The organism is Planomonospora algeriensis (assembly GCF_977012225.1).
This window is the reverse complement of record NZ_CDRNDK010001163.1, coordinates 1-275: the sequence shown is the minus strand read 5'-3', so window position 1 is coordinate 275 and position 275 is coordinate 1. Positions and strand designations below refer to the sequence as shown.

Sequence of the window (275 nt, the reverse complement as noted above, 5' to 3'; positions counted from 1 at the left end):
AGCGGAAGACCGCTTGGCTCTCGCGGCTCTTCGCATCCACCCGCCCGCAGGCCGGAACCGAGCACGTCTGGGACGTGTACGCGGCCGGAACCTTGTCGATGACGCTGCCGGTGTAGCGGGCCTTGGCGCGCACCGCGACCTCCAGCCCGTGCCAGCCCTTGTCCGAGATCGCCTTGTTCAGCCCCGACTTCTGCGCCACCCGGGTGCCCGGCGCATCCACCGTGCCGGACGCCGACGCGGTCATCGCGCGCACGTTCAGGTCCTCCAGCACGATG

1 protein-coding gene is annotated in these 275 nt (G+C 70.5%); it reads right to left on the bottom strand.

Translation table 11 applies throughout. The features are described 5' to 3' along the window. Positions 1 to 275 (bottom strand): zinc ribbon domain-containing protein (locus tag ACWJ6R_RS38250; RefSeq protein ID WP_449066835.1); only part of this gene is annotated, 275 nt, incomplete at both ends.